Annotated in this window: 21 protein-coding genes, 1 tRNA gene and 1 pseudogene; 17 read left to right on the forward strand and 6 right to left on the reverse strand. The window is 38.0% G+C overall.

Features of this window, described 5'->3' with window-relative positions; all coding sequences use genetic code 11:
• Positions 1 to 37: 37 nt before the first annotated feature.
• From AMD27_RS05855 to AMD27_RS05870, 4 genes are all read left to right on the forward strand, one after another.
• A complete protein-coding gene (locus AMD27_RS05855) occupies positions 38 to 499 on the forward strand; it encodes an acyl-CoA thioesterase (protein ID WP_067657598.1) in 462 nt (153 codons plus the stop codon).
• A 525-nt stretch (positions 500 to 1,024) separates the two neighbouring features.
• Positions 1,025 to 1,204, forward strand: coding sequence for an Arm DNA-binding domain-containing protein (locus AMD27_RS19080; RefSeq protein ID WP_067657601.1), 180 nt, complete (start codon positions 1,025 to 1,027; stop codon positions 1,202 to 1,204).
• Positions 1,205 to 1,349: 145 nt separating this feature from the next.
• Positions 1,350 to 1,631, forward strand: coding sequence for a transposase-like zinc-binding domain-containing protein (locus AMD27_RS05865; protein ID WP_067657604.1), 282 nt, complete (start codon positions 1,350 to 1,352; stop codon positions 1,629 to 1,631).
• Entirely contained in the window at positions 1,624 to 2,088 is a 465-nt protein-coding gene (locus AMD27_RS05870; RefSeq protein ID WP_067657607.1) for an IS1 family transposase, read from the forward strand. Before AMD27_RS05865 ends, AMD27_RS05870 begins: the two co-directional genes overlap by 8 nt.
• A gap of 232 nt (positions 2,089 to 2,320) precedes the next feature.
• On the opposite strand, the gene AMD27_RS05875 is transcribed toward AMD27_RS05870, so the two are convergent.
• The gene (locus AMD27_RS05875) at positions 2,321 to 3,736 is read right to left on the reverse strand and encodes an aspartate ammonia-lyase (protein ID WP_067657610.1); all 1,416 of its coding nucleotides are present in this window, start codon (positions 3,734 to 3,736) and stop codon (positions 2,321 to 2,323) included.
• Between the two features lie 134 nt (positions 3,737 to 3,870).
• On the opposite strand from AMD27_RS05875, the gene AMD27_RS05880 reads away from it, so the two are divergent.
• Positions 3,871 to 4,758, forward strand: coding sequence for a LysR substrate-binding domain-containing protein (locus AMD27_RS05880; protein WP_067657613.1), 888 nt, complete (start codon positions 3,871 to 3,873; stop codon positions 4,756 to 4,758).
• A gap of 312 nt (positions 4,759 to 5,070) precedes the next feature.
• Here the strand turns inward: AMD27_RS05880 and AMD27_RS05885 are convergent, their stop codons facing one another.
• Together AMD27_RS05885 and AMD27_RS05890 are read right to left on the reverse strand one after the other, a co-directional pair.
• A complete protein-coding gene (locus tag AMD27_RS05885) occupies positions 5,071 to 6,363 on the reverse strand; it encodes a dicarboxylate/amino acid:cation symporter (protein WP_067657616.1) in 1,293 nt (430 codons plus the stop codon).
• Between the two features lie 519 nt (positions 6,364 to 6,882).
• A complete protein-coding gene (locus tag AMD27_RS05890) occupies positions 6,883 to 7,830 on the reverse strand; it encodes an IS5 family transposase (protein ID WP_081406004.1) in 948 nt (315 codons plus the stop codon).
• A 325-nt stretch (positions 7,831 to 8,155) separates the two neighbouring features.
• Between AMD27_RS05890 and lepA the strand changes: the two genes are divergently transcribed.
• The 10 genes from lepA to AMD27_RS05940 all read left to right on the forward strand — a co-directional run bounded on the left by lepA (position 8,156) and on the right by AMD27_RS05940 (position 16,314).
• Positions 8,156 to 9,973 carry a translation elongation factor 4 gene (gene lepA, locus AMD27_RS05895; protein WP_067657619.1) on the forward strand — a complete coding sequence of 606 codons (1,818 nt, stop codon included), beginning with the start codon at positions 8,156 to 8,158 and terminating at the stop codon, positions 9,971 to 9,973.
• A 43-nt stretch (positions 9,974 to 10,016) separates the two neighbouring features.
• Complete coding sequence (gene lepB / locus AMD27_RS05900; protein ID WP_067657622.1) at positions 10,017 to 10,871, forward strand: signal peptidase I; 855 nt, start codon at positions 10,017 to 10,019, stop codon at positions 10,869 to 10,871.
• A gap of 28 nt (positions 10,872 to 10,899) precedes the next feature.
• A complete protein-coding gene (locus AMD27_RS05905; RefSeq protein ID WP_067657624.1) occupies positions 10,900 to 11,274 on the forward strand; it encodes a DUF4845 domain-containing protein in 375 nt (124 codons plus the stop codon).
• Positions 11,246 to 11,938: a ribonuclease III gene (gene rnc / locus AMD27_RS05910; protein WP_067657627.1), complete on the forward strand. Its 693-nt coding sequence runs from the start codon at positions 11,246 to 11,248 to the stop codon at positions 11,936 to 11,938. Before AMD27_RS05905 ends, rnc begins: the two co-directional genes overlap by 29 nt.
• A gap of 12 nt (positions 11,939 to 11,950) precedes the next feature.
• Positions 11,951 to 12,973: a GTPase Era gene (gene era, locus AMD27_RS05915; RefSeq protein ID WP_171254829.1), complete on the forward strand. Its 1,023-nt coding sequence runs from the start codon at positions 11,951 to 11,953 to the stop codon at positions 12,971 to 12,973.
• A 27-nt stretch (positions 12,974 to 13,000) separates the two neighbouring features.
• Positions 13,001 to 13,192, forward strand: a complete 192-nt coding sequence (locus tag AMD27_RS05920; RefSeq protein ID WP_067657633.1) for an NF038104 family lipoprotein — start codon at positions 13,001 to 13,003, stop codon at positions 13,190 to 13,192.
• Positions 13,193 to 13,221: 29 nt separating this feature from the next.
• On the forward strand, positions 13,222 to 13,941 hold the full coding sequence (gene recO / locus AMD27_RS05925; RefSeq protein WP_067657636.1) for a DNA repair protein RecO: 720 nt from the start codon (positions 13,222 to 13,224) through the stop codon (positions 13,939 to 13,941).
• A 9-nt stretch (positions 13,942 to 13,950) separates the two neighbouring features.
• Positions 13,951 to 14,685, forward strand: coding sequence for a pyridoxine 5'-phosphate synthase (pdxJ, locus tag AMD27_RS05930; protein ID WP_067657640.1), 735 nt, complete (start codon positions 13,951 to 13,953; stop codon positions 14,683 to 14,685).
• Between the two features lie 4 nt (positions 14,686 to 14,689).
• Positions 14,690 to 15,346 carry a tRNA-(ms[2]io[6]A)-hydroxylase gene (locus AMD27_RS05935; RefSeq protein ID WP_067657643.1) on the forward strand — a complete coding sequence of 219 codons (657 nt, stop codon included), beginning with the start codon at positions 14,690 to 14,692 and terminating at the stop codon, positions 15,344 to 15,346.
• A gap of 134 nt (positions 15,347 to 15,480) precedes the next feature.
• A complete protein-coding gene (locus tag AMD27_RS05940) occupies positions 15,481 to 16,314 on the forward strand; it encodes a DUF4198 domain-containing protein (protein ID WP_067657646.1) in 834 nt (277 codons plus the stop codon).
• A 132-nt stretch (positions 16,315 to 16,446) separates the two neighbouring features.
• Here the strand turns inward: AMD27_RS05940 and AMD27_RS05945 are convergent.
• Positions 16,447 to 16,522, reverse strand: a tRNA-Asn gene (locus AMD27_RS05945).
• A gap of 239 nt (positions 16,523 to 16,761) precedes the next feature.
• Here AMD27_RS05945 and AMD27_RS05950 point away from each other — a divergent pair.
• The gene (locus AMD27_RS05950; protein ID WP_081405930.1) at positions 16,762 to 17,226 is read left to right on the forward strand and encodes a hypothetical protein; all 465 of its coding nucleotides are present in this window, start codon (positions 16,762 to 16,764) and stop codon (positions 17,224 to 17,226) included.
• 119 nt (positions 17,227 to 17,345) lie between these two features.
• On the opposite strand, the gene AMD27_RS05955 is transcribed toward AMD27_RS05950, so the two are convergent.
• The gene (locus AMD27_RS05955) at positions 17,346 to 17,780 is read right to left on the reverse strand and encodes a PaaI family thioesterase (protein WP_067657649.1); all 435 of its coding nucleotides are present in this window, start codon (positions 17,778 to 17,780) and stop codon (positions 17,346 to 17,348) included.
• A 145-nt stretch (positions 17,781 to 17,925) separates the two neighbouring features.
• On the opposite strand from AMD27_RS05955, the pseudogene AMD27_RS05960 reads away from it, so the two are divergent.
• A pseudogene (locus AMD27_RS05960) lies at positions 17,926 to 18,240 on the forward strand (winged helix-turn-helix transcriptional regulator); the annotation flags it as partial.
• A 157-nt stretch (positions 18,241 to 18,397) separates the two neighbouring features.
• Here the strand turns inward: AMD27_RS05960 and AMD27_RS05965 are convergent.
• Positions 18,398 to 19,624, reverse strand: coding sequence for a pyridoxal phosphate-dependent aminotransferase (locus AMD27_RS05965; protein WP_067657655.1), 1,227 nt, complete (start codon positions 19,622 to 19,624; stop codon positions 18,398 to 18,400).
• Positions 19,625 to 19,838: the final 214 nt, after the last annotated feature.

Raw genomic sequence — 19,838 nt, forward strand, 5'->3', positions numbered from 1 at the left:
AAGCGCAATGCGTTCTATCTCTATATAAGGCGATTTCGTGACCACATTTTTTGATTTAAAATTGAAAGTACAACCTGAACATATTGATCTACTTGGGCATGTCAATAATGTAGTGTATGTGAAATGGATGCAGGATGTGGCGACCGCACATATTGATCATATTGGTTTAGGTCTTAAGGGATACCTAGAACTTAAACATGCAATGGTGGCAGTGGAACATCATATGCAATATAAAAAAGCCAGTGTACTTGGGGATGACGTAGTGCTCAGAACGTGGTTTAGTGACATCAATGCCATGTATTCATATCGTCAATACGTATTTTATAGACCTGCAGATCGTGCGGTTTTATTTGTGGCCAGTACCAAATGGGCGTGCGTTGAAATCGCAACAGGCAAGCCTAAACGCTTGTCTCCCACCTTTACGCATGCCTATCAAAGTATTGAAGATGGAGTGAATCCACTGGATTTTTCCAATCTTGAAATGATTGGAGATGAGTGATTGATTTGACGGCAGGAAATGAGAGCTAAATATTTCCACATCACTAACTCATTATTATGAATACTTTGAAAAATCCATCTGCTATAAATGAGCGCAATTTATTAAACAGCTTTTGCTATGTAGTCTGCTTGTCATACGTAGCGCAATTTATAGTTCAAGGCACCTCATGGCGCAATCTAAAAAAATTATTGATATCAGGAATATACTTAAATTTTTGATTATCGCTTATATTTACAGTTGTGATAAAGACACGAAGAGTCACAAGAAGGTGGAAAGAGATATAAAACCTTACTAAAGCCCACTATTGGGCTTTTTTATTGCGCCACATTTAGTAGACACAATAGGGCATATCGAGACACATAAAGACAAGCTAAATATGTACATAATCGTGTACATAAATAAGTATTTTGTGTCACATCCTAATATTTGTGTACATGGTGACATTAATGACTTTAACAGAAGCATGGCTGAAAGCACAGGTCAGCAGAGATAGAGGCAAGGTAGAAGATTGCTGATTGTGATGCCATGAGTGTCCGTGTCACGCCTAAAGGCAAAGTTGTTTTTCAACTTAGATATAGGTATGCAGGTAAGCAACATCGCTTGGATCTTGATTTATATCCGAATATACCTCTTAAAGAAGTCAGAACAGAAAGCGATAGATTAAGAGAAGAATTAGAAAAGGGCTACGCCCCCACAACAGGTTAAGCTGCAAGAAAAATCAAATATTAAAGATGCCTAAACATTTGAAAAATTATTTTATGAATGGCATGAAAAATTCTGGGTGGTGTGCAAAAACAACGTTTTTTAATCTAGAATAGACTTGAAAATGCCTGAGCAATAGACCTTAAACATGATCATAGAAACGATAAGCTACTTATGTACCCGTTGCCAATCAGCAAATATTTATAAGAATGGGCACAATAAAAGCGGGAATGCGCAGTTCAGATGTAAAGATTGCGGTCGATCAAGTGTGCTCAAACCTAAAATCAAATATACCGAAGAGCAAAAAGAACTTATGATCAACACTTATCTTGAACGAGGCAGTTTAAGAGGCATGCAACGTCTATTTGGTGTTGCACCTCAAACGCTCATGGGATGGATAAAAAAAAGTAAACAACAGGAAATTGAGTGACGAATTACTTGATGCTCATCCAACAGGTGTTCTAGAACTGGATGAACTTTGGAGCTTTGTAAAAGCTCGTCGTCATAAGGTTTGGAGTTGGATTGCACTATGCCGTCGTACACGTCAGGTCGTCGCTTATGTATGTGGTCAGCGCAATGATAAAACATGTACAGATTTACGTTGCCGTATTCCCTCAAGCTACTTTAATTTAGCAACATGTAGTGATTATTGGTCAAGTTATGCTGAGGTGTTTGATCCTGGTACCCATCGCTCTGTAGGTAAACATACAGGTTTAACGAACCATGTTGAGCGGTTCAATGCCACATTAAGAAATCGCTTAGGGCGTTTTACACGGAAAACTTTAAGCTTTTCGAAGAAGAAAGAAAATCATGAAGCTGTCTTGCATATGTTTTTATTAAAATACAATCAAGACATGAAAGATAAGTGGTTAACACGTCATACTTAAACACTACCAAAAAATGTAATCTTTTGATCGATAGTAGAAGTTTAAATTAACAAGAGTGGAAAATAAAAAGGAACCAAATAAATCGGTTCCTTTTTAAATAAAATCATTCAAATTTTGGTAGTGCTAAATACCAACGTGTAATAATTCATTTATATATTTTAATATCAATAACTTATTATTTTTATCACGTCGTATTCATGCACTACCCAAATTTTAAGTAATAAGTTTAGCCTTAAGCACACTGCTTTGGTTGCACCATATTATTCACTGATAAAACATCTGATAAAATTTGATTAGAAAGTAAGTTTTCTGCTTTAATTAAAGCTAAAACGCTTTGACCTGATTCATTCGCCAGTTTTGCAATACGTGTTGTTGTTTCATAGCCCAAGTAGGGATTAAGAGCAGTAATAATACCGATTGAATTTTCAACCAATTGCTTACAATGAGCAGTATTGGCGCGAATATTCTCAATACATTTAAGTTGGAACATTTGCATTGCTTTACCTAACAATTCAATAGATTCAAAAAGTTTGAAAGCGATTAAAGGCTCCATAGCGTTTAACTGTAATTGACCGGCTTCTGCTGCTAAAGTAATGGCCAAATCATTGGCAATAATTTGATAACACACCAAGTTCATCGCTTCAGGAATTACCGGATTAACCTTACCTGGCATAATTGAGCTGCCTGGTTGACGAGCTTCTAAATGAATTTCATTTAAACCTGTTCGAGGACCGCTCGATAATAAACGTAAATCGTTTGCAATTTTTGAAAGTTTAGTGGCTGTACGTTTTAATAAACTAGATAATAAAACGAAATCGCCCATATCTGAAGTCGCTTCAATTAAATCTGGTGCGCTACTCATATTTCGTTGCGTAATTTCTGATAATGAGGAAATTGCATATTCACGATATTGAGCTTCAGTATTAATACCTGTTCCAATTGCCGTCCCACCCAAATTCACCACACTTAAAGCATCTGGCATAATTTGATTCAATTTGTTCAAGTCATTTTGCAGTGTGTTTGCAAAAGCACCAAATTCTTGACCTAAAGTCATTGGTACAGCATCTTGCAATTGAGTACGGCCCATTTTTAAAATATCAGAAAACTCATCTGACTTAAATTTAAAACTTTGAATGAGTTGTTCAAATGGAGTATTTAATTGTGCTATTGCAGCGATTAAACCGACTTTGATCGCTGTTGGATAAACATCATTTGTAGACTGAGACATATTAACATCATTATTTGGATGTAAGTATTGATATTCACCTTTAGCATGTTCTAAATATTCTAAACCAATATTTGCAATCACTTCATTTATATTCATATTGGTTGAAGTACCTGCACCACCTTGAATCATATCAATTGGAAATTGATCGTGATGTAAATTATTTAAAAGTTGTTGGCAAGCAAATTGAATTGCATTATTCTTATTTTCTTCTAATTTATTCAGTTTAAAGTTGGCATGTGCGCATGCAGATTTAACCATGGCAAGTGCTTTAATGAAAATAGGGAAATGGTTTAATTTATTTTGACTTAAATTAAAATTTTCTAAAGCTCTTAATGTTTGTACGCCATAATAACAATGAGAAGGTATTTCTTTATAACCCAGTAAATCTTTTTCAGTGCGTGTACTAATCATAATATTCATTTTAATCGACCCTAATTAACCATTAATTTATATTAGAGTGTTAATTGTTTTTTTTCTAATGTAAAAAGATATTACTGCATGCATTTTTTGCATAATAGATTATAATATGTAAATGTATCAATAAAGGATAAGTCATGACATTGGAAATTCGATGGATTGAGGACTTACTTGCGTTAGAGCAAGAAAAATCTATTTCTCAAGCGGCAGAAATGCGCCACGTCACACAGTCTGCCTTTACCCGTAGAATACAAAATATTGAAACGGCATTGGGTTTTCAAATTCTGAAAAGGCATAGTAAAAATATCGATTTCACTGATGCTGGACAAGTATTATTAGCATCTGCAAAAAACATACAAAGCCAATTATTGACCACCATAAAATATTTAGAAAAAAATATTAAGAACAATGAATTAACAATTAAATTTGCAGTTTCTCATTCATTGACCACACAGTTCTTCCCACAATTTATTCATCCATTATCCACAGATATTGAAGATTTAAAATTAGAAATTATTGCAGCAAATGTAAAACAGGGCATGCGTTTACTTAAAGATGGTTCATGTGATTTTTTAATTTGTTACTGTGACCAAAAAACGTTACAACAATTCGATCTTGATTTTTTTGTTTATCACAAAATTGTTGAAATGGAAGTATTGCCTGTCACCTTAGTCAATGGTAAGGAGCAAAAATATTCTTTAGATCAACCTTTTCCATTATTGGCGTATAGTAAACAGGCCTATTTAAGAAAATGCGTAGATGAAGTAATTGAAAATAAATTAGATTATCGAATTTTATATGAAACAGATAATGCAGGTGATTTAAAAGAATTGGTTTTACAAGGTCTAGGTATTGCTTGGTTACCTAAATTGTTAGTCGGAAAAGAAATTAAAGAAAATAAATTAAAAGTATTGGATATGCAAGAATATAATTTTTTCCAAGATGTTTATATTATTCGACGCGAAATGATTGTTTCAAAAAGGATTAATTATATTTGGGATGCCTTGGTTTATCAAGAAGGATAATAAAATTCTATTGATTAAATATTTATATTTTAAAAGAGTTAATTTTTTGTTTTTTTATTTATAGATCTCTAGTGATTGTTTGAATTTTATATTTATTTTGCATACTTTTTATTGTTTAAATAAACTCATTCATATTGAATTTAAGTTATTTAGAATGATTGAAATTATTATAATAATTTTTTAATGATCATGATTAAAATCAGAAAAATGACCATTTAAAGATGGTGAGTTTAAAACACTCATCACTTTTTAAATGGTCATATTCTATGATTAGTATTTGAATAAAACTTATAAACACAGAGATTAAACGAATTAACTGTTATCTGCTAAGCGATTGAACGAAACAATCGCTTCTACAGCTTCTTCTTCAGGTACATCATGCTTATTGCCTTCTGTTCGTGCAATGACTGCGGTGGCGATACTGTTGCCAATCACATTAGTTGCAGTACGACCCATATCTAAGAATTGATCAATCGCAAGAATGAGTAAAATACCGGCTTCTGGCAACTTAAACATCGCAAGTGTAGAGGCAATAACCACAATTGAAGCACGTGAAACGCCTGCAATCCCTTTACTAGTAATCATCAGTGTAAATAGAATTAATGCTTGTTGTCCGAAACTTAAATCAATGTTGTAGGCTTGTGCAATGAATAATACTGCAAATGCCATGTACATCATTGAACCATCTAGGTTGAAAGAATAGCCTAATGGCAAGACAAAACTGGTGATTCGTTTAGGTACGCCAAACTTGTTCAAGGCATCCATAGTTTTAGGATAAGCAGCTTCGCTGCTCGCTGTAGCAAAAGCCAGCATAGTTGGTTCACGAACGAAGCGCATTAAGCGGAAAATATCTTTTTTCAGGAAAATATAACCAAAACCAATCAAAATAGTCCAAAGAATGAATAAGCCAATATAAAATTCACCAATGAAAATACTGTAATCGATAATTAACTGAGGCCCTTGAACAGTAATAGCAGAAGCAATTGCGGCAAAAACGGCAATCGGTGCCAAAGCCATCACATAATCGGTGATACGGAACATGACGCGACAAAGTTCATGAATGATCTTACCAATCACAGTTGCTTCACTTTGATGCTGCACATATGCAAGTGCAGAACCAAAGAAAATAGCAAAAATTAAGATCTGTAAAATTTCATTATTTGCCATCGCTTCGGCAAAACTACGCGGGAAAATATGTGTGATAAATGTTTGTAGACTTAAACTGGTGGCACTTACGCCTACATCTACAGCCTCTGTGGGAATAATTAAGTTCATTCCAGCGCCCGGCTGAAATAAATTGGCCAATCCCATGCCTAATAAAAGTGAAATCAGGGAGGCACCAATAAACCAACTCATTGCTTTTAATGTAATAGAACCTAAAGAAGTCGATTTACCCATCGAAATGATGCCAGAGACAATCGTGGCAAAAACCAAAGGTGCGATAATCATTTTAATTAATCTTAAGAATACATCGGTAATAATCTTAAAATAAGAGGCAATATTCGTAGCTTGTAAGGGAGTTAAAGCATAATGACATACCCAACCAATTAAAATTCCCGATACCATCGCAATCAAAATATACTTTAGCAGTTTTTTTTGATTCATAAAAATAGTTCCTTCTATTATGTTGTTTTCATCAACTTAGTTTCTTTAATACAAAGACGTTGATGACATTCCGTGTTGAGTGCATGATGCAAACTTTCATCCAGAAAGTGTGTACAAAAGCATCGATCTAACGATGAACTGCGCCAGTGTCACTTTTTTTAAGAAAAAACGACAATGCAAAAATTAAATTTTTCATGCAAAAAATGCATAAAATAATTCTTTAGTCTTACTGGATATTTTTTTTAAACAGTCTTTGAAGGGAGTGTATGAATGCAGAAAAATAAAAATTTTGAAAACATGAGTGATTTTTTATTTAAAAAATAATAGCCATAATTATAATATCGTTCTTATAGGAATTGAGGTTGAATTTAAAAATTATTTGGTAAAACTGGAAATTTTAAATCAAGATTATCACCATATAATATATTATTGGTGGTGTGCAAAAACAACGTTTTTTAATCTAGAATGACTTTGTTGCATAAAGGTGTGAAAGATAAATCTATCCTAGGCCAATCAAATTTAAGTGGCAACATGGGTATGAGGGCGACCTAGCTCTGTGAATTTATTTAAGACTGCTACGCGTGCATGAATCTCATTCACCTGACTAGGGAAACTCCTTGCCGTTAATTTATCGCCTAATAATTTGATGCAATGCATCTTGGTTTCCACCAAACTTCGACGATGATAACCAGACCACTTTTTCCAAAGGGATCTTCCTGAGAAGCACTGCTTCGCAAGATTGATTGTTTTCAATAACTCATTCCGCTCTATAGACATCGCTTGCTGATCTTTCCAAGGCTTTGCATTTTTCCTTGGTGGTATTACCGCATGTGCATCTCGATCTAAAATGACTTGTCGGCAGTGCTTTGTATCATAAGCACCATCTGTACAGACAGAATCAATTTGCTCATCCAAGGGAATTTGAGCAAGTAAATCTTCTAATACTTGTGAATCACTGACATCATTTGTAGTGAGTTGTACAGCCCGTATTTGTAGGGTTTTAGCGTCTATACCAATATGAAGTTTGCACCATTGACGACGGTATTCAGGCTGATGTTTCTTACGTTTCCATTCACCCTCACCTAAAAATTTCAGACCAGTAGAATCGACGAGTAGATGTAGTCCATCACTACTTTTCTGATAGCTAATTGCGATATCAATATGCTTTTGTCTTCTGCATATGGTCGAATAATCTGGTGCTGCCCAATCTAATCCACAGAGTTTAATCAGACTTTGAACAAAGCCTGTGACCATACGTAAAGATAGGCGAAATAGAGATTTGATCATCAAACAGCATTGGATAGCGGTATCGGAATAGGTGTGATTTCGACCGTGTTTACCTTTTGGCTGGGCATACCACTGAGTGTTAGGATCAAACCAAATGGAGATATTTCCTCGGTTGATTAAGGTCCGATTATAGGAAGACCAATTGGTTGTACGATAAATTTTAGGTGTAGGCTTATTCATTCCGAAATTATATTGCTGAATAAGCATCTAATGGTAGGTTTGTGCAACAAAGCCTACTGGAGGACATAGAGGTGCATGCAAAGCTTAGTAAATCGTCTAAAGTTTGAACGCAAGTTATTTGAAAAATCCTCTAAATAAAGGTTTATTGTATAGATGTGAAATCGATGAACAGTTTAAATACAAGTATAATTTTTTTTTAATGATGTCTATGTATTTTCAAGGATCAACTGCTTATACTGTCCTCCAAGTTTAGTAACATCTTTATTCACTGTTAGTACTTCATATTTTTGAGTACATTAGTGTGTACATACTTTTAGAGTAGTATATGGCATCAGCTAAGAAATCTGTAAATATCAATAACATACGTAATTTTTCGATTATCGCTCATATTGACCACGGTAAGTCGACTTTGGCCGACCGTTTTATTCAAACCTGTGGTGGATTGCAAGCTCGCGAAATGCAAGCTCAAGTCCTTGATTCTATGGATATTGAACGCGAGCGCGGGATCACTATCAAAGCCGCTTCAGTGACTCTATATTACACGCATCCAAATGGTCAAGAATATCAGTTGAACTTCATTGATACTCCAGGACACGTTGACTTTTCTTATGAGGTTTCTCGTTCACTGGCTGCTTGTGAAGGCGCACTCTTGGTGGTCGATGCTGCACAGGGCGTAGAAGCACAGTCTGTTGCGAACTGTTATACCGCGCTTGAGCAAGGTCTTGAAGTGCTTCCTGTCCTCAATAAAATTGACTTACCACAGGCTGAGCCTGAGCGTGTGATTCAAGAAATTGAAGATATTATTGGTATCGAAGCAACTGAAGCGCCAACATGTTCTGCAAAAACAGGCTTGGGTGTAGAGGGTGTTCTAGAAACATTGGTTAATATTATTCCACCACCCGTAGGCGATCGTGACGCACCGCTACAAGCACTCATTGTAGATTCTTGGTTCGATAACTACTTAGGCGTTGTGTCTTTGGTTCGTGTTAAACAAGGTCGTATCCGTAAGGGCGACAAAATGTTGGTGAAATCAACAGGCCAAACGCATATCGTGACTTCAGTGGGTATTTTTAACCCTAAACATACTGAAACTGGCGAATTAGAAGCAGGTGAAGTTGGTTTTGTCATTGCAGGAATTAAGGATATTTTTGGTGCGCCAGTGGGCGATACCATTACGTTGTCTACAACACCTGATGTTGAGGTTTTACCAGGTTTTAAAAAGGTTAAACCACAAGTTTATGCAGGCTTGTTCCCCATTGATGCCAGTGATTTCGAACCCTTTCGTGAAGCGTTGCAGAAGTTACAAATTAATGATTCGGCACTATTTTTTGAACCTGAAAGTTCAGATGCATTAGGTTTTGGTTTTCGCTGTGGCTTCTTAGGTATGCTGCATATGGAAATTGTACAAGAACGTTTAGAGCGTGAGTACGACTTAGACATCATTACTTCTGCGCCAACAGTCATCTATGAATCTTTGATGAAAAATGGTGAAACGATTTATGTCGATAGCCCGTCTAAGATGCCAGATGGTTCAACTGTTGAAGATTTGCGCGAGCCAATCGCGGAGTGTCATATTCTTGTACCGCAAGAATACTTGGGTAATGTCATGACATTGTGTGTTGAACGTCGTGGTGTTCAAAAAGAAATGAAGTTCTTGGGCAAACAAGTGTCATTGACTTTTGAAGTGCCGATGGCTGAAGTCGTGATGGATTTCTTCGACCGTTTAAAGTCGTGCTCACGTGGTTTTGCATCACTAGACTATAGCTTTGTACGTTTTGAAAGTTCGTCACTGGTGAAAGTAGATGTTCTGATTAATGGTGAAAAAGTCGATGCTTTGGCCATGATTTGTCACCGTAATGATGCGCGTCATCGCGGTATTGCATTGGTTGAAAAAATGAAAGAATTGATTCCACGTCAGATGTTTGATGTGGCAATTCAAGCAGCCATTGGTGCACAAATTATTGCGCGTTCAACAGTGAAAGCTATGCGTAAAAACGTTCTCGCTAAATGTTATGGCGGTGACGTTTCACGTAAGAAGAAACTGTTGTCGAAGCAGAAAGAAGGGAAGAAACGCATGAAGCAAGTGGGTAGTGTTGAAATCCCACAAGAAGCGTTCCTTGCTGTATTGAAAGTCGATAGATAAGAACATTTAAGAAAACATTGAAGAAACAAAGGATATATGCCTGATGGATTTTGATTTTAATTTGATCCTTGTACCTGCCACACTGATTTTCTTTGGACTGTGGTTGCTTGATAAGTTGGTGCTTAAGCAGCGCGAAACGAAAGGGAAAGGCAATGAAAATTTCATTATCACTTGGGCATATGACTTTTGGCCTGTGTTGGCAGTGGTTTTGGTGTTGCGTTCATTCCTATTTGAGCCGTATAACATTCCATCGGATTCGATGGTGCCCACTTTAGAAACAGGTGACTATATTCTGGTTAACAAATACCAATATGGTGTGCGTCTACCTATTTCAAATACCAAGGTATTGAATATTAATGAGCCAGAACGTGGTGATGTTGCGGTGTTCCGTTATCCGCCACAACCGACGATTAGCTATATCAAGCGCGTGGTAGGTTTGCCGGGGGATCATGTAGTTTATGAAAATGGTCAACTGACAGTGAATGGTACGGCTATTCCGTTTGAACAGACAGAGTTTAAACGTGAAAAAGATGTTTTAGATACGCCAAAATCGATTTATCATTATGAAACTTTAGGTGAGCATCAACATTTGGTGCGTAACTTAGAAGGCCAAAATAGTTTGGTTTCGCAGTTTAATTATGCGCAGTCGAAAAAAGATTTACCCTTTGTTGCCACTGAAAATGATCGTTTTGTAAAGACCAATGGGGAAAGTTGGGAAATTAAGGTCAAACCAGGTCATTATTTTATGATGGGTGATAACCGTGACCAAAGTGCAGACAGCCGATTTTGGGGATTGGTGCCTGAAGCAAATTTAACAGGACAGGCGATTTTTGTATGGATGCATAAAGAACCAGGTTTCAAATTGCCTTCATTTAGTCGCAATGGTCAAATTGATTAATTTAGTTTTACAGCATGGACAATAAAAAATGCGCAACGCTGAAAAAGGTGCATCATATATTTCGATTTTATTAGGGGTGATGGTGGTTGCTTTTATTTTGAAAGCAATTGTGGCAGTTTGGCCATCATATTGGGATGATCGTGTGATTAACAAAGAGATTGAAAAGCAAATTCAAAAAAGCGCTTCATCTATCACACCTTCGCAGTTTTCGACTCAAATGAGTCAAAGTTTTAACATGAATAATATTAGAGACATTCAGTTCGACGATATTGCCCGTGTTAATACTGAAAATGGTCTAGAAGTGATTAAAAGATATGAAGTAAGAAAACCCTTCTTATTGAATATTGACTTAATCCTAACATTCGAGAAAAGTTTTGATCAAAGGTCAGTTCAAAGTAAGTGATCCACGCTTACTCAGTCGCATCGGTTATCAATTTAACACACTTGAGTTACTCCAACTTGCGCTGACTCACCGATCGGTAAGTCATAAATATAATTATGAGCGTCTAGAATTTTTAGGCGATTCATTATTAGGTATGATCATTGCGAATTATCTGTACGAAGCTTATCCTAGTGAAAATGAAGGTCGATTAACGCGTATGCGTGCGACTTTGGTTCGACAGGAAGCTTTGGGTAAGATTGCAACAGATTTGAAACTTAGCCAGAGTTTAATACTCAGTGCAGGTGAATTAAAATCTGGCGGTCATCATCGTGAATCTATTTTGGCAGATACTGTAGAAGCCATTATTGGAGCGATATACATCGACTGTCATGATTTAAAAGTGCTACAAGACGTTGTGCTAAAATGGTATGAACCGTATTTAGACCACATTGAACCTACAGATCAACTGAAAGACCCGAAATCGCGTTTGCAGGAATATCTACAAGCACGTAAAAAACCTCTCCCTGTTTACGAGGTTGTAGATATACAAGGTGATGCGCCAAATCAACACTTCAAAGTTGAGTGTGATGTGGCAGGTTTACCTAAATGCATAGGTGAAGGGTTGAGTCGCCGATTTGCTGAGCAAGCAGTTGCGGCGGAAATTTTAAAGCTATTGGAGCAGTAACCTATTATGTCGATGCAAAATGATCCTCAAGATACAGATCAGCCTACGACCCCAGAAAACAACGAACTGTTAAACCAGTTCTTTAGTTCGCAAGGAATGACCATTCCTGCTGACTTCAAAAGTGGCTTTGTCGCGATTGTTGGACGTCCAAATGTGGGCAAATCTACCTTGATGAATCACATCTTAGGTCAAAAGCTTTCGATCACTTCACGTAAGCCACAAACCACGCGTCACAAAATTGTGGGTATTGATAGCCGTGAAAAATCACAGGCTGTTTTTGTCGATACGCCAGGGATGCACAAGAAAGAAGTTCGGGCGATCAATAAAATGATGAACCGTGCTGCCTCTTCTGCACTGCGTGATGTGAACTTAGTGTTGTTCGTAATTGATGCCGACAAGTGGACTCAAAACGACGAACTCGTTTTAGAAAAACTGAAAAATGCAGAAATGCCAGTGATTCTCATCATTAACAAAATTGACACTTTTGAGAATAAAAACAGTACATTGCCATTGATTCTTGAGCGTGAAAAGTTGATGAACTTTGCTGAAATCGTTCCTGTGTCTGCGCTTCGTGGTGCTAACCTTGAACATTTGCGTGATACGATTGAAAAGTATTTGCCTTTCCAGCCACCGCTTTATGCAATGGATCAATTGACAGATCGTTCTGAGCGTTTCTTGGCAAGTGAAATCATTCGTGAAAAAATCATGCGTCAGTTGGGTGAGGAATTACCCTACGATTTGACCGTGCAAATTGAGTCTTTCAAGACTGAAGAGCCGATTTTAAATGAAAAAACAGGTCGTATGAAGCCTGCTTGTACCTATATTGATGCCACTATCTATGTTGATCGTTCTAGTCAAAAAGCCATTGTGATTGGGGATAAAGGTACAAAATTGAAGAAAATTGGGATGGACGCCCGTGCCGATATGGAAAAAATGTTTGAAGAGAAAATCATGCTGACACTTTGGGTTAAAGTGAAAGGGGGTTGGTCTGATGACGAACGAGCACTGAAAAGTCTCGGCTATAGCGATATCTAATCGTTTAATTTGACAGGGAAAACTGTAATGATGAAAGTGTTGGTAGTAATCACTTGTATGATTTTTTTACAAGGCTGTATACATAAACTTGTTACGGTTCCTGTCAAAGTGGCCTATAAAACCACCAAAGGCGTGGTCAAAGGCACTGCAGCAGTGGTCGGTGCGGTCATTCCTGATGGGGATGATGAAGATGAATCTGATCAAAAGAAGAAAGATTAAGATGATGAAGCAAGTTTAGCGCTGATCCCATGCGTAATGAAATCTTGCATGGTTATTTAATCCATCATCGGAAGTACCGTGAACGCAGTCATATCGTTCATTTATTTACCGAAGAGTACGGGCGCGTGGATGGTATTTTAAGACAAATGCCGCCGCCCCAGTATCAGCCGATTACTTTGCAAGCCACAGGTAAATCTGAACTTAAAAATCTCACCAAATTAGAAATATTGAATCATCCCATTTTTTTCTATGGGGATGCTTTTTTTTCGGGCTTTTATTTAAATGAAGTCATTTTGCGTTTATGTCCGCTTGAAGAAGCGATGCCTGAAACCTTTAAGCAATATCATATTACACTCACCCATTTGCAAACGCTTGCGCAGCAAGACTCATCCGATACCTTTTTAAAACAAATTTTACGTCAATTCGAGCATGTGCTGATGCAAGAATTGGGCTATGCCATCGACTTTAATAATGACTCCCATCAGAATGAAATTCTGCCCCACCAAAAGTATCAGTTTCAGTTAAATGATGGCTTTATACCTGTGGCACATAGCGCTAATTCAACGCTGACCGGTGAGCAAATTCACAGCATGATGGGCTATGAAAAAGATACAGATTTTAATGCTAAACAGTTACAATTGTTGAATAAACTTTACCGTCAGATGATTACATCTTTATTGGGTGATCGCCCTTTAAAAAGTCGTCAACTGTGGATTCAAAGCGCTCAATCTCAAATCAAATCGAATTAGGAAAATGTTATGGCTGTATTACTTGGTGTAAACATTGATCATGTTGCGACCTTAAGACAAGCCCGTGGAACGACTTATCCTGATCCTGTTAAAGCTGCACTTATTTGTGAGCAAGCAGGGGCGGAAGGGATTACCTTACATTTGCGTGAAGATCGTCGTCATATTCAAGACGATGATGTACGTCGTATGCGCCCTGTTTTAAAAACGCGCATGAATCTTGAGATTGCAGTCACCGATGAAATGGTTGAATTCGCCAAAGAAATCAACCCTCATCATGTTTGTTTCGTACCTGAAAAACGTCAAGAAGTGACCACTGAAGGTGGTTTAGATGTAGTCGCACATTTTGAAAATGTTAAAAAAGCCACTCAAGCTCTAACTGCCATTGGCTGTGATGTATCGCTATTTATTGATGCTGATTTTGCACAAATTGATGCAGCAGTAGCATGTGGCGCGCCGACCATTGAGATTCATACAGGTGCCTATGCAGATGCCCAAATTGAAGCTGCACAGCAAGCTGAGTTGGCGCGCATTGTGGCAGGTGCAGCCTACGCCGCATCAAAAGGCTTAGTGGTCAATGCAGGGCATGGGTTGAACCTAGATAATGTCGCGCCCATTGCAGCCATTGCTGAAATTCATGAATTGAATATTGGCCATTCAATTATTGCAGACAGTGTTTTTGTGGGTTTAGAACAAGCTGTAAAAGATATGAAAGCAGCCATTCAAGCTATGCGTGAAACGAACTAAAATCATGCAAAATACCACCAAATACGATGAACTCATTCAGCCTGTGATTGCATTTTTAGGCTGTGAAACACCGAAAGCATGGTTAGATGCAGCAAAAGATAATCTTGATATCTTAATGCAAGATCATGCCAATTGTGAGAAGAAAGCGGCCAGTACAGCCATGAATCTGATGTTTCGTTATAACTTCTATACTGACCTGCAAGTGAAACTTGCCCAGTTGGTACGTGAAGAAATGCTGCATTATGAGCAAGTGCTTGAACTGATGGTTAAGCGTGGGCAAGAATGGCAGTCGATTAGTGCGGGACGTTATGCGGGCGGTTTACGTAAGGAAGTCCGCACCTATGAGCCTGAAGCCTTGATTGATATTATGGTGATTGGGGCATTTGTAGAAGCACGCTCTTGTGAACGTTTCTATGCGCTTGCACCGATTGTGGATGAAGAGCTTGGGCGGTATTACCGTTACTTGCTTAAGTCTGAATCTCGCCATTTTGAAGACTATTTGTCATTGGCTTTGGATGTTGCACAAAGCTCGACACTGAAAAATCCAAAAGAAGATATTCAAGCCCGGATTGCACATTTTCGCGAAGTGGAAAAAAAATTGATATTGGCACCCGATGAGCTGTTTCGCTTCCATAGCGGTGTACCATTACAGGCAGCTTAATCAAAATTCCCTCTACGGAGGGAATTTTTTTAAATGGTTTTTTTAATATATTACAATAACAAATAAGAATCATTTACATAATGTTGGGTTATTTCTACACTATCTGGTTATGCTTGATTAATCAAATGGATAGAATGAATACTTTTAAAACCCTTCTTTTTTGTACGGCAGCCGCATTATGCACGACCATTTCCCATGCACATTATCCCTATGTGGCACCTTTAAGTTTTCAAACCTTCAATAATCACACGGCAATTGTTGCAGGCTTTTATGACAATCCATTTGCACCAGAAGTGGCGATAAAAAATTTTGATTTTCATTTTCATACGCCTAATGGTGAAAAGATTTATATCAAAGATCAAGCCTGGTTAAAAACCCAAACTTTGAGTGCGTATAGTCTTGAAAATAAGATGGATGGTACTTATCGTATTCGCGGTGAAAAACAAGGCAGTACAGCCAAATTTGCATTGGACACAGGGAAGTGGAAAGCACTGGTCAATGCTAAACCGAAAGAAGCTCAAAGCTCAAATGCCAATGTCCTTTATGCATCTCAGCTGAAAAAAAATACCCAAGTCAAAAGCGTTGAAACTTTAGAAATTATTGAAAGCTTTTTATCGCGTCGCCAAACCTCCGACCATGTGATTAAGCACATTCATGGCGGTTTCGATATGCAGTTTTTGACTCACCCCAATGCGATTAAGGTCAATCAGCCTGTGTCATTCAAGGTTCTGGATGATCAACACGGCGTGGCAAATCTTAAAGTTGAGCTGTTAGCACAGACTTACGATTTTAGCCGTAAGGAAAAAGTCTATAAAATCCTCACTACAGCTGTAGATGGAACACTGAATTTTAGGATACTAGATAAGGGTCAGTATTTGCTGAAACTGGATTATCAGCAGCCATTTGAGTTTAAAACAGATAATTTAAAACGTTATAAATATACTTTGGCATTCAATGTAGTTGATTGATGTTTTTATTGGTCATTTTATTGTTAAAACGAAGCTTAAGATGAGTGATTCACTTTCACTCATCTTTATATATGTATAAAAATGATAGAGATAAAAAAAGCCCACTGCATAATGAGTGGGCTTTTTAATATTTGGCTCTCCAACCTGGGCTCGAACCAGGGACCTGCGGATTAACAGTCCGTCGCTCTACCGACTGAGCTATTGGAGAATCTGAATGCGATTATAAGGAGATTTGAGCAAGGGTCAAGCTTAAATTGTCATGAAGGCGTCACTTTGAGTTTATATGCTCTTTATTTGCGCGAAATGTCAGAAAATGCGAAAAAAACTTGCAGCAACCGATTCGGCTTGTTAAATTGAATTCATAACAGAACGTTTAAGCGGTTGCTTAAACAGTGTGGATTTAAACCAACTTGCCAGCACTAAAATGGCTAAACTCGGAGACAGCGAATGAATACGCTTAGCATATCCCAAATATTTTCTAATCTTTCTTTTTATAAAGAAAACTATCTCGCTATTTTATCTGATCCAAAGCAGTACCAAATCTCTGTGGATGAAGCCTTTATTGAAGTTTGGCCCTTTAAAAAAGAATCACTGTGTTTGGGCGATTTACTGCAGCTCTGGTTTGCCCAAAAATGGTTGGCGAAAGCACCCATTGACTATCAATTTGAACTTTTTCTCAATGTAAATGTAGAAGATGACAAGCGTAACCCAGAGAAAGATCTTTATGTGTATGCCATTACCGGTAATATATTGACGGGTAGAAATGAAACATGTGCATGGTCGATAAAGAACAATCAAACAGAAACTTTGCAGATTGATAATGTGTTGCAAAACTATTGCACTTTCAAGGCTTGTCAGTACCCAACCAAACCACACAAGACACAGCTCAAAGCGATTGGTTCTGCGCATTAATGATTAAAAATGGTCATTAAAGATTAAAGGTCACGAATTGAATCTGCCTTAATCATTTTGATATTCAAATCAAAGCACCCCTATAAGGTGCTTCATTTTTTGATGGGACTAATCTTTATTTACCCACGAATAATCATGCAAGTCGCGGTGGCGTGTGCATAAAGTTTGCCTTGTTCATCAATAATTTTACCTTCAGAAATAGCTAAATTTTTACTGGTATTGATCACGGCACCTATCGCTGTGAGGGGCTTATCTTTAGGAATAGGGCGACACATTTTAATGTTCAGATCGATGGTGCCGTAGCCAACACCTGCCTCTAATACAGTATGAATTGCGCAGCCTGTCACCGTATCAAGTACGGTCGCTGCAAAACCCCCATGTACACCGCCTAAAGGATTAAGATGGCGCTGATCCGCTTGAACTTCGAATGTCACTTGACCACTTTCAATTTGAGTCGGTTTCATTGGAATAGTTTCGCTAATACTCGCAGGAGGAATATGACCTGCAGCCATTGCTTGGAGAAGTTGTAGTCCTGTCATTTCTTTTGGATTCATTGTTTTTCCTTCGAGTTGCATATTGAATACAGCTAGATATCGATTTTTATCTAACAAGTTCTAAATAAGAACTTGTGAATACCATACATAATTGTATAAAGTATCGTCAATGTCAATTGATCATCACGATGTGGAAGATTAAGTCATGAAATGGATCGAGGCGACCGAACAAAACTGCCCGATTGCGCAAAGTCTTGCGATTTTCGGAGATCGGTGGACGTTGCTCATTATCAGAAATGCGTTTACAGGCATGCGCAAGTTTGAGCATTTTCAAAAGAGCTTAGGCGTTACACGGCATGTATTGGCTGAGCGATTATCACGTTTGGTTGAGCAAGGGATATTGGAAAAACAGCCCTATATTGATCGTCAGCAGCGCTTTGAATACGTACTAACTGAAAAAGGACGTGAACTGCTGCCTATTTTAATGGCGATGGTGGAGTGGGGAGTGAAATGGACTGAGGCAGATCCACCGAACTTCAATCAATTAATGGGGTAAACACTTGGAACACTTTAATCAATGAAAATTAAGGATCAATGACAAGTAGCAACTATGAAAAGTACAAAGCAAATAAAACCCGCGATAGACGCGGGTTTTATTTTATCCGAAAAATTTCAGATTATTTTTCAGCAGCAATAGATGCAATCGCAGCATCTACGCCCTCAATTGAATCAGCCGCTTTCTTGATACGTGCTAGTGCATCAACAAGAACTTCATCCGCAGTTGCATAAGAGATACGCATGAAACCGCCTAGACCAAATGCATCACCAGGAACAACGGCAACACCAGTTTCTTCCAATAACCATTCAGAGAATTCTGTGCAAGATTTTAAGCCTTTCGCACGAATCAATGGGCGGATGTTTGCGTATGCATAGAATGCACCATCCGCAGGTAAGCAAGAGATACCATTGATTTCATTTAAGCCATTCACAACCAAGTCATGACGACGTTTGAATGCTTCAATCATAGGCTCAAGCACATCTTGAGGACCATTCAATGCAGCTTCAGCAGCAACTTGCGAAATAGACGTTGGGTTTGAAGTCGATTGAGATTGGATTTTTTTCATTGCCCCAATCAGCTTAGCAGGACCCGCTGCATAGCCAATACGCCAGCCAGTCATCGCATAAGCTTTAGACACACCATTCAGCACGATGGTACGGTCATAAAGGTCAGGTGCTACAGTTGCAATGTTATAAAACTCATCATCCCAACGGATTGGTTCGTACATATCGTCAGATGCGATATACACTTCTGGGTATTTACGAAGAACTTCAGCCAAAGCTTCAAGTTCAGCTTTGGTGTAGATCATACCTGTAGGGTTAGAAGGGCTGTTGAGTACCACTAAACGTGTTTTGTCAGTAATCGCTGATTCTAATTGAGCAGGTGTGATTTTGAAACGTTGTTCTTCACCACACTTTACAATGACAGGCATGCCTTCAGCGATGATCACCATATCTGGATAGCTTACCCAAAAAGGTGCAGGGATGATCACTTCATCACCTTTGTTCAATAATGCTAGAGCAAGGTTAAAGAATGATTGTTTACCACCACAAGAAACCAGAATTTGGTTTGCTGCATAGTCAAGGTTATTGTCACGCTTGAACTTAGCAATGATTGCTTTTTTAAGACTTGGCGTACCGTCCACAGCTGTATATTTGGTAAAACCATTGTTAATTGCTGCAATTGCTGCATCTTTGATGTGTTGCGGAGTATCGAAATCCGGTTCACCTGCGCCAAGACCAATAACATTTTTGCCAGCGGCTTTGAGTTCAGCAGCTTTATTGGTAACGGCAAGTGTAGGGGACGGTTTGATGGCATTGACACGATCAGAGAGACGTACGTCCACGGCAGTATTCCTTCTTATGGGGATTAAAAAAATAAAAAGCACACTATCTTAGCTTAAATTGAGCGACTGCGTCGTTCAATATCTGGACGAATTATCAAAAAATCACGAAAATATTTAAAAAATAGCCCTAAAATAGTGCTGAGTTACAATTTGAATAGGCTCGCAAAAAAATGATTTTTTTCGTACAATGGCGCTAGATTGAATTGAGTTACTG

The sequence above is a fragment of the Acinetobacter sp. TGL-Y2 genome (assembly GCF_001612555.1).
Lineage (GTDB): Bacteria > Pseudomonadota > Gammaproteobacteria > Pseudomonadales > Moraxellaceae > Acinetobacter.

What these genes read in the sequence shown, in the direction of transcription:
- AMD27_RS19080 (WP_067657601.1), top strand. Translation starts at nt 1,025, where the DNA reads ATGAGTGTCCGTGTCACGCCTAAAGGCAAAGTTGTTTTTCAACTTAGA.
- AMD27_RS05865 (WP_067657604.1), top strand. Translation starts at nt 1,350, where the DNA reads ATGATCATAGAAACGATAAGCTACTTATGTACCCGTTGCCAATCAGCA.
- AMD27_RS05875 (WP_067657610.1), bottom strand. Translation starts at nt 3,736, where the DNA reads ATGAATATTATGATTAGTACACGCACTGAAAAAGATTTACTGGGTTAT.
- AMD27_RS05880 (WP_067657613.1), top strand. Translation starts at nt 3,871, where the DNA reads ATGACATTGGAAATTCGATGGATTGAGGACTTACTTGCGTTAGAGCAA.
- AMD27_RS05885 (WP_067657616.1), bottom strand. Translation starts at nt 6,363, where the DNA reads ATGAATCAAAAAAAACTGCTAAAGTATATTTTGATTGCGATGGTATCG.
- AMD27_RS05890 (WP_081406004.1), bottom strand. Translation starts at nt 7,830, where the DNA reads ATGAATAAGCCTACACCTAAAATTTATCGTACAACCAATTGGTCTTCC.
- lepA (WP_067657619.1), top strand. Translation starts at nt 8,156, where the DNA reads ATGGCATCAGCTAAGAAATCTGTAAATATCAATAACATACGTAATTTT.
- lepB (WP_067657622.1), top strand. Translation starts at nt 10,017, where the DNA reads ATGGATTTTGATTTTAATTTGATCCTTGTACCTGCCACACTGATTTTC.
- AMD27_RS05905 (WP_067657624.1), top strand. Translation starts at nt 10,900, where the DNA reads ATGCGCAACGCTGAAAAAGGTGCATCATATATTTCGATTTTATTAGGG.
- era (WP_171254829.1), top strand. Translation starts at nt 11,951, where the DNA reads ATGCAAAATGATCCTCAAGATACAGATCAGCCTACGACCCCAGAAAAC.
- AMD27_RS05920 (WP_067657633.1), top strand. Translation starts at nt 13,001, where the DNA reads ATGATGAAAGTGTTGGTAGTAATCACTTGTATGATTTTTTTACAAGGC.
- recO (WP_067657636.1), top strand. Translation starts at nt 13,222, where the DNA reads ATGCGTAATGAAATCTTGCATGGTTATTTAATCCATCATCGGAAGTAC.
- pdxJ (WP_067657640.1), top strand. Translation starts at nt 13,951, where the DNA reads ATGGCTGTATTACTTGGTGTAAACATTGATCATGTTGCGACCTTAAGA.
- AMD27_RS05935 (WP_067657643.1), top strand. Translation starts at nt 14,690, where the DNA reads ATGCAAAATACCACCAAATACGATGAACTCATTCAGCCTGTGATTGCA.
- AMD27_RS05940 (WP_067657646.1), top strand. Translation starts at nt 15,481, where the DNA reads ATGAATACTTTTAAAACCCTTCTTTTTTGTACGGCAGCCGCATTATGC.
- AMD27_RS05950 (WP_081405930.1), top strand. Translation starts at nt 16,762, where the DNA reads ATGAATACGCTTAGCATATCCCAAATATTTTCTAATCTTTCTTTTTAT.
- AMD27_RS05955 (WP_067657649.1), bottom strand. Translation starts at nt 17,780, where the DNA reads ATGAATCCAAAAGAAATGACAGGACTACAACTTCTCCAAGCAATGGCT.